5 protein-coding genes and 2 pseudogenes are annotated in these 7,869 nt (G+C 70.1%); 6 read left to right on the top strand and 1 reads right to left on the bottom strand.

Annotation, left to right across the window (positions count from 1 at the left end):
* Nucleotides 1-121 precede the first annotated feature (121 nt).
* A pseudogene (sitA5, locus tag G4D87_RS29430) lies at nucleotides 122-1,267 on the top strand (SitA5 family polymorphic toxin); the annotation flags it as partial.
* Nucleotides 1,267-1,617, top strand: a complete 351-nt coding sequence (locus G4D87_RS29425) for a DUF2019 domain-containing protein (protein WP_163786026.1) — start codon at nucleotides 1,267-1,269, stop codon at nucleotides 1,615-1,617. The pseudogene sitA5 and the gene G4D87_RS29425, both read left to right, overlap by 1 nt.
* A 33-nt stretch (nucleotides 1,618-1,650) precedes the next feature.
* Here the strand turns inward: G4D87_RS29425 and G4D87_RS29420 are convergent, their stop codons facing one another.
* Nucleotides 1,651-2,064, bottom strand: coding sequence for a hypothetical protein (locus tag G4D87_RS29420; protein WP_240358706.1), 414 nt, complete (start codon nucleotides 2,062-2,064; stop codon nucleotides 1,651-1,653).
* 242 nt (nucleotides 2,065-2,306) lie between these two features.
* Between G4D87_RS29420 and G4D87_RS29415 the strand changes: the two genes are divergently transcribed.
* The 4 genes and pseudogenes from G4D87_RS29415 to G4D87_RS29400 form a co-directional block, all read left to right on the top strand.
* Nucleotides 2,307-5,405 (top strand): aminotransferase class I/II-fold pyridoxal phosphate-dependent enzyme, encoded by a 3,099-nt coding sequence (locus tag G4D87_RS29415; RefSeq protein WP_163786024.1) that lies wholly within the window; start codon nucleotides 2,307-2,309, stop codon nucleotides 5,403-5,405.
* Between the two features lie 132 nt (nucleotides 5,406-5,537).
* Entirely contained in the window at nucleotides 5,538-6,332 is a 795-nt protein-coding gene (locus tag G4D87_RS29410; protein WP_163786023.1) for an ABC transporter ATP-binding protein, read from the top strand.
* Between the two features lie 146 nt (nucleotides 6,333-6,478).
* The gene (locus G4D87_RS29405) at nucleotides 6,479-7,474 is read left to right on the top strand and encodes a class I SAM-dependent methyltransferase (protein ID WP_176411262.1); all 996 of its coding nucleotides are present in this window, start codon (nucleotides 6,479-6,481) and stop codon (nucleotides 7,472-7,474) included.
* Nucleotides 7,475-7,494: 20 nt separating this feature from the next.
* Nucleotides 7,495-7,869 (top strand): annotated as a pseudogene (locus tag G4D87_RS29400) (hypothetical protein); the annotation flags it as partial.

The raw sequence follows: 7,869 nt of genomic DNA, 5'->3' as shown, positions 1-7,869 counted from the left end.
CTGCTCCACCAGGTGCTCGTGGACCAGTCGTTCAATCTTCGATTCCAGCGTCGCAGGGGTTTTCGTGTGCATCCGCCACGGGTTGCACACCGCGACGACGGCCTCAACACTACCCCTGAACGGTTACCAGGAAACGGCCCGGCGGTTGTTCGAGGTGGATTCGCGCAGCGGCTCGTATTGGTACGAGCACCGCAGCCACCGTGTCATCCCGCTGGAGCCGGGCGAACACCTGGAGGCCGAACAGCCCGCGACAGATATGGAGTTGACTCGCGCCTACCTGCGCTGGTGCGAGCGCACGAACAAGCCCGGTGATTGTCTGCGCCTCCTGGTGGAGCGCCCCACTGTCACCGGGGATGGCCGATACGCCCTGGCCATGGCACTTGCCCAGGGCAATGTGTTGGACGAGATGAGGGGCGCCTTCAAGGACATGGCCGACCCCCAGGCCATGATGTCGGCGGTCCTCTGGACGTGGACCACGTACTGCATCTTGCTCGCGGTGCCCGAGCCTTTTTCGAAGGGCGTGGCTGCAGTGATGACCGCCTCGCTCATTGCCTATGTAGGCGTCGATACGTTCTGGAGCCTCATCGTGGGCTTCAAGCGACTGGTGGAGGAGGCGGAACGGGCGACTACGTTCGAGGAGCTACGCGAGGCGGGAGCGCGCTACGGCCAGGTCATGGGCCGCAACGCGGCGCGAGCGTTCGCGATGTTGGCCACGGCCGCGATTGGGAACACGGCGGCGGGTCTGGGGGCGAAAGTGCCAATGCTCCCCGGCGCCGCGCGGGCGGCGGTGCAGGCCGAAGCCCAAGTGGGCATCAGGCTCGCCGCGGTCGCGGAAGTGGGAACGGTGGCAGTGAGTGCCGAGTCCGTCACCATCGCCCTCGGGCCCGGCGCGGTGGCCATGGTGGCCAGAGGCACGGGACGCTTGCCCGCGAAGGCACGCCCTGCGGGCTCCAGGGCGTGGGGCTCGTTCAGCGGCTTCAAGAGGGCCATGGGCCCCGCGGGCAAGAACAAGCAGTGGCATCACCTCGTCGAGCAGACCCCGGGCAACGTGAAGCGCTTCGGCCCTCAGTCCCTCCACAATACCGAGAACGTCATCCCGCTGGACAAGGTCCTGCACGTTGACGTCAGCGCGTTCTATTCGTCGGTTCGACGCGATATCACCGGCTCCGCAGTGACCGTGCGGCAATGGTTGAGCACGCAGTCCTTCGAAGCTCAGCGTGACTTCGGGAGGCTGGCCATCAAGAACCTCGGGGAGGGGCTCTGGTGATGACGTTGGAAGCGCTTGTCGAGCAGTTCGCCCAGAACGTGGTCGCGCAGAACGAGGCCATCTTCCGGGGAGACGCCAAGACCGGGAACAAGCACGCCAGGAAGTACGGTGACGCCGTCGATAAGCTCCTGGCGCAGGGCAATGCCGGACGTGATGCACTCGCCGTGCTGCTCAAGCATGAGCGAATGGACGTGCGAGTGATGGCTGCCGCACATCTGCTCCGCTATCGGACGGTCGAAGCCAAAGCGGTCCTGGAGGAAGCCGCCAAGGGACAGGGGTTGGTCCCGTTCGGAGCGCAGCAGGCACTGAAGCGCTGGGAAGAAGGGACCTGGGCGCTCGATCCGGAGTAGCCCGAGGTCCGTGCCTGCTGTGCCGCATCCGCCCTACAGCCGGCCGGCGTTGGCCCACTCAATCATCCGCTCCGCCAGGTCCTCGGCGTCGCGGCGCAGGTGCGCCAGCTGGAGCACGTGGTCATCCGTGCACGCCAGCGCCATGCGCAGCACGAGCGTGTCGGCGAAGCGCAGCACCTGCGCGATGCTGATGCAGTCGCGGTCCTCGCGGGTTCCCGCGAAGCGCGCCGCGTCCGCGTCCATCGTCAGGCCCTCCGCCAACAGCGCCTGCACCAGCGCGGCGCGCGCCACCGGGCGCTCGTACTCCGCCGCGTCGCGCAACTGCCTGCGCCACGGCTGCGACTCCCAGCGCACCAGCGACGCATCCTTGGCGCGCTTCACCGGCTGCGCGCGCTTCTTCTTCCAGAATCCCCCAGCAACCACCGGCCTCGAGACGTTCATCTCCATCACTGCCCCCTCTCCACTACGGGGTCCATCCACAGGCATGAGCGACATGGATGCTGCTCCGTCGGTACCGCGCGCGCTGCTCTCGAGGCCGCCCTGGCGCGGTGGCGGGGGGCCTCGTTGCTGCTGCCATTTATTACGGCGAGTCGGCATTTCCTTGACTCACTCCAGGGCGCCAAAGGGTTTCATCCGGGCGCCATCCCGGCGTTGACAGGGGGCGGGGGGCTCGGGACAGTCCTCGCGCCATGCCGACCTACCCCTCCACACCCCGTGAGGCGTTCCACCTGCTGCGCGCACTGTCCGAGGACCTGTCCCATGCGGACAGGCGCCCACGCGCGTTGGCCGAGCTCCGCGAGCTGGCGGAGCTGTGCCGCCACCAGCCCGAATCGGCGCCGCTGCGGCTGGTGACGGTGACGGTGACGGTGGGCGCTTCACAGGAGCGGCTGGAGCTGTTCCTGCTGCCGTCCATCTTCGCGCCGGAGGCGTGGGCCTACACCTTCCTGGAGGGACTGCTGAGCGTCCCGCTGGATGAGTATTCGGGAAAGCGTCTGGTGGAGGTCGGCGCGGGCTCGGGGTGGATTTGCATCGCGCTGGCGAAGTTCACCCGGCTGGCGCACGTGCATGGCGCGGACCTCAACCCGCATTCGCCCGTGGTGGCGCGCTGCAACGCGTGGCTCAACGGTGACGAGGCGCTGGCCTCGCGCCTGTCCTTCGGGGAGAGCGACCTGTTGCGCGGGATACCTTCGGAGGCCCCATGGGACTTCGTGGTGGGCTGCATTCCGCAGGTCCTCCGGGGCGAGGAGGACTTGCCCTCCGAGCTGTCCCAGGCGGACGAGCAGGCGCTCTACGACTTGTCCAACTACTGCACGCTGCAGAACGTCTACGAGGACCACTTCGGGCTCGGGCTCATCGCGCGGTTGCTGGACGAAGCGCCGGAGCGGCTGTCACCCACCGGACGGTTGCTGCTCAACCTCGCGGGCCGGCCAGGGCGCGTCATCATCGAGCGGATGTTCACCCGCCGCGGCTTCGACACGCGCGTGCGGGTGGCCCGCCGGGTGATGCAGGCGGCGGACACGGACATCCGTCCCCTGGTGGCGCTGGAGCAGCGCACCGGCCGCGAGTTCGAGTTCTTCATGGAGGCGCGCAGCCCGGAGCCGCTGCGGGCGGCCACCGCGCTGGGCTGGCTCCAGGCGGGGAACCCGGTGTGGCACGAGGTGGCGGTGTGGGAGGCGCGGCTGGCGCTGCCTCGCGAGACGCTGGCGCTGCGGGCCGCCCTGCGCGAGCTGGGCGCGTCGGCGTTGCAGGAGGAGCTGGACCTGGGCGCGGCGTCGGCGGAGCAGCTGGGCTTCGTGGCCGACCTGTCGGCGCGGCTGGCGCGTGGGCCGCTGATGCCCTACGCGCACGAAGCGGGCGACGCGTCCTTCCGCCGGCAGGTGGTGCGCTACCTGGACCGGTACTTCGGGCTGCGGCTGGCGGAGGAGGAGGTCTTCGTCGCGCCCGAGCGCGAGCAGGCGGTGTACTCGCTGCTGATGGCCACCTGCGACGCGGGCGACGAGGTGCTGGTGTCGCGCAACCTCCACCCGCTCTATGCCCGCGCGCTGGAGAAGGCGGGGGTGCGCGCCACGGTGACGCACACCTCGCTGGAGGAGATTCGCCGGCTGCTCTCCGCGTTCGACGTGAAGATGGTGCTGCTCACGGTGGAGAAGGGGGAGCGCACCAACCTGTCCGTGCTGCGCGACATCGTCGCGGAGGCGGGGCGGCGCGGCATCTGGGTGGTGCTGGACGAAAGCGCCTTCTTCAACATCACCGGCGGCGTGGAGCCGCACACGCTCTTCGAGTTCCTGGCCCGTGAGGCCCACGCCCCCAACCTGGTGGTGCTCTATGGCCTCATCAAGAACGCGGTGTGGCCGGACCTGGAGCTGACGCTGCTCATGCCGGTGCCGCAGCCGCTGCGGGGCGACCTGGAGGCCGCGGCGGAGGTCACCTATTCGCGCATCAGCACCCTGGCGCAGGCGTTCTACGAGCGCACCTTCTCTGACCTGCTGTCGTTCCGCATCTCCTTCGCGGAGCCGGAGGCGCCCGCGCCGCGCGGGCCTCCGGTGGTGACGCTGCCCCGCTCGCGGCGGATGGCGCGGCTGATGTCCTTCCCCGCGTTCGCGCCCAAGGTGTTCCGCGAGGACGACGCGGCGCTGGTGCGGCTGGACTACGGGGAGAACGAAGGGCCGCTGCCGCCTCCCTTGGTGGAGGGCCTCATCGCCGCCGGAGTCGCGCCGCGCGAGCCCGCACCGCAGACGGGATTGGCGGAGGCGGTGTCGGCCTTCCTGCTGGAGTCGCGCGCGGTGCGCTACGCGCCGGACGAGCTGGCGGTGGCGCCGGGCGTGTGGCCGCTCATCCACCACGTGGGCGTGGCGCTGCGCCAGCGGCTGGGACGCACGCCGCGCGTCTATGTGGCGACGCCGTGCTACGGCGTGCTGCCGCCCACCTTCGTCTCCGCGGGGTGTGACGTGGAGCAGGGGCCGCTGTCGGGGCTGTTGGCGCGGCGAGGGCAGGGCGGCGGAGGCGCGCCGGATGCCATCGTCGTGTCGCAGCCGTCGAACCCCTCCGGCGTCTACCTGGCCCGCGAGGAGCTGGTGGCCCTGGCCACCTATGTAGTGGAGCAGCGCTGTCTGCTGGTGTCGGACGAAATCTTCGGACTGGTGAACCTCACCAGCCCCACGGCGGAGACGGTGCCCAGCCCCGTGACGCTGGAGGGCGCGGTGCCGGGCATCGGCGCACGCACGGTGCTGCTGGGCGGACTGTCCAAGGAGTTCGCGGCGGGTGGGCTCCGCGTGGGGTGGCTCGCCACGAAGGACCGGGCGCTGGCCGCGGCGGTGCGTGACAGCGGCCCCGGGGTGCTCCACCTGATGACGGCGCGCGCGGCGGCCTACCTGTATGCGGCGTACGCCCGCAGCCCGGATGGCCAGCTGCTGTACCCTACTCGGCACCGCACCCTGCGCTCCTTCCTGGTGAAGATGCGGCGGGAGCTGGCGGAGAAGCGCGAGCTGCTGGCCGGAGCGCTGCCGGGGGATGGGCGCTCGGACGCGGGGGACGCGGGCGGACTCTTCCTGTCGCCCCGGGTGACGGCCTGGCTGGGGCAGGAGGTGGACGGGGTGCGGCTCACGCCGGAGAACCTGCCTCGCGTGGTGTACGAGCACACGCACGTCGTCCTCAACGGGGGCCCGTGGTGTGGAGATTCGGAGCGGGTGCGGGCCGTGTTCTCGATTCCCCGGGACGCGCTGCTGCGGGCGCGTGAGCAGCTCTTGCGCTTCGGCGCGAAGCTGCGCGGCGGGCCGTCCGAGTCCTGAATCGCGGGCCCCGCACGGACTCTGTCCAAGGCCTGGCGCTTGCCTCCGACTGGAAGGCGGGTCGCGAGCGGCTGGGGACGGCCGTCACAATTCCGCCTCCGGGCAGCGGTGCCGGTACCTTGGGGGCGTGGGATGGCCGAGCCAGCACAGCGCAATGCCATCGAGCTGATGAACGTCCACAAGTCCTTCGGCGCCCAGCACGTGCTGCGGGGCGTGGACCTGTCGGTGCCCACGGGCACCACGTGCGTGCTGCTGGGCGTGTCGGGCTCTGGGAAGACGGTGCTGATGAAGCACCTGGACGGGCTGCTGCGGCCGGACCGCGGCACGGTGCGCGTGGACGGCGAGGACCTGGCCTGGCTGGATGCCGCGGGGCTCGAGCGCGTGCGCCGTAAAATGGGCATCCTCTTCCAGGGCGGCGCGCTCTTCGACTCGCTCACCGTCGAGGACAACGTCGCCTTCCCGCTGCGCGAGCGGCTCCATCTGGTGGAGGCCGAGGTGCGCGAGCGCGTGCGGCGCGTGCTGGCGCTGGTGGGCCTGGAGGACGCGGCGAAGCAGCGCCCGGGCGAGCTGTCCGGCGGCATGCTCAAGCGCGCCGCCTTTGCCCGCGCCGTGGTGCTGGAGCCGAAAATCCTCCTCTATGACGACCCCACCGCGGGGCTGGACCCGCTGAGGACCCAGTCCGTGGTGGACGTCATCCTCACCGGCAAGCACCGGCTCCACGCCTCGGCGCTCGTCATCACCCCGGACGTGGCCTCCGCCTTCCAGGTGGGTGACAGCCTGGCGCTGCTTCATGAAGGACGCATCATCGAACACGCCCCGCCCGAGGCCTTCCGCCAGTCCCAACACCCCGCGGTCCAGGCCTTCCTCCATGACTGGCTGTCACGCCGTGCGCGCGCCTCCGGACACCCGCCACCGCCGCTGCCCTGAGCGCGAGCCTGTTCACCGGGGGACACTCATCCCGTCCTGTCGCTGGATGGTGCTGAAGCAGTAAGTCCAGCATGCTCAGGAATCCCGGTGCCTGTGTCATGCCGGGAAGGCCGACCGAAGGACCCACGCATCCGGGGGGATGCCACATGCCCAATCTGCTCGATGTGCCTCGCCAGGCGTTGATGGACCTGCGTTCACGGCTCAGCCATTCGACGCTGGTGTCCCAGTTGCCGCGCACCGTCGTGCCGGACAGCCTGTCCCTGTCCAGCCCGGCGCCGCAGGACTTCGCGCTCGCGGACCCGGAGCGGGTGGAGGCCTGGCGGCGGGCCTGTGAGCGGTATGTGCGGCCGGGACAGGTCGTCATGGATGCGTGCACCGGCACGGGCCTGCGGACCTTCCTGGCCGCCAGCCGTCAGCCGAAGAAGCTGTACGCGGTGGATGGCTCGCGGCTGCTGGACACGGCGCAGTGGGTGGCGCGCCGCAACGGGCTGGAGCGCATCGACTTCGTGCGCGCGCATCCCTGGCAATACCAGTTGCCGGAGAAGGTGGACGTCCTGCTGCATGAGCTGCTGGGCGACGCCCTCTTCGACGCGGGGCTGGTGCCTCGCATCCTGGACCTGCGCAACCGGGTGTTGAAGCCCGGGGGCCGCATCCTCCCCAACCGCTTCGAGGTCTTCGTGGAGCCGGTGCAGCTGCGGGACGAGGCGTGCATCCCCTTCATCTGGAGCCAGCGCTTCCCCAGCGTGGACTACAGCTGCCTGCAGACGCTGCGCGAGGCGATGAACCCGTCCTACTTCACGCGCGTCATCCGCTCCTACGAGGTGGACCACCTGCTGTGCGACCCGGAGCCCGCCTTCGCCTTCGACCTGGAGACGATGGTGGCCGACGGGCTGCCGCACCGCGTGCGCTTCTCGCGGCCGGTGGTGGAGGAGGGCCGCGTGGACGGCTTCTGCCTCTTCTACAAGGTGGCCTTCGACGCGGAGCTGTCCTTCAACGTGTCGCCGCTGCGCGGACAGAACCACGCGGGGATGATGCTCTTGCGCGTGGACTCGCAGGAGTTCGAGCGCTTCGACACGCTGTCCTTCGAGCTGGAGATGGTGGAGCCCGCCGACGTGCGCACCTGGCGCTGGCAGTTCACCTGAGCGCAGAGTCCCCGCCCGCAGTGCTGGCGGGTGGACAGCTCCCGCGGCCGGGAGGGTCCGCGGGAGCCGAGGGCGTGACTAGCTTGCGCCGAGGCATGTCCTCTTCCCGACTCCTCCCTGTCCTGTTCCTGGCGTTGGGCGCCGCGCTTCCCTCCGGGGCCCAGACGTCCTCATCGCAGCGCCCGCGCACGGTGGCCGGCGTGTGCGGCGCCACCAACTGGGCCTGCGTGGCCGAGTGCATCGACGCCGAGTGCGTCGACACCTGCATGCGTCAGGACTGCGAGCAGGCGCTGGAGCGGCTCAAGGCGTGTACCCAGAAGGCGGGCTGCGCGCCGAATGATGCCGAGTGCGGGCCCAAGGCCTGCCTCCCCATCTGCCAGCGCTCCTTCGAGCCC

This window comes from Myxococcus vastator (assembly GCF_010894475.1).
Lineage (GTDB): Bacteria > Myxococcota > Myxococcia > Myxococcales > Myxococcaceae > Myxococcus > Myxococcus vastator.
The sequence above is the reverse complement of the archived record's forward strand: the minus strand, read 5'-3'. Positions and strand labels throughout refer to the sequence as shown.

What these genes read in the sequence shown, in the direction of transcription:
- G4D87_RS29415 (WP_163786024.1), top strand. Translation starts at nt 2,307, where the DNA reads ATGCCGACCTACCCCTCCACACCCCGTGAGGCGTTCCACCTGCTGCGC.
- G4D87_RS29405 (WP_176411262.1), top strand. Translation starts at nt 6,479, where the DNA reads ATGCCCAATCTGCTCGATGTGCCTCGCCAGGCGTTGATGGACCTGCGT.
- G4D87_RS29420 (WP_240358706.1), bottom strand. Translation starts at nt 2,064, where the DNA reads ATGGAGATGAACGTCTCGAGGCCGGTGGTTGCTGGGGGATTCTGGAAG.
- G4D87_RS29410 (WP_163786023.1), top strand. Translation starts at nt 5,538, where the DNA reads ATGGCCGAGCCAGCACAGCGCAATGCCATCGAGCTGATGAACGTCCAC.
- G4D87_RS29425 (WP_163786026.1), top strand. Translation starts at nt 1,267, where the DNA reads ATGACGTTGGAAGCGCTTGTCGAGCAGTTCGCCCAGAACGTGGTCGCG.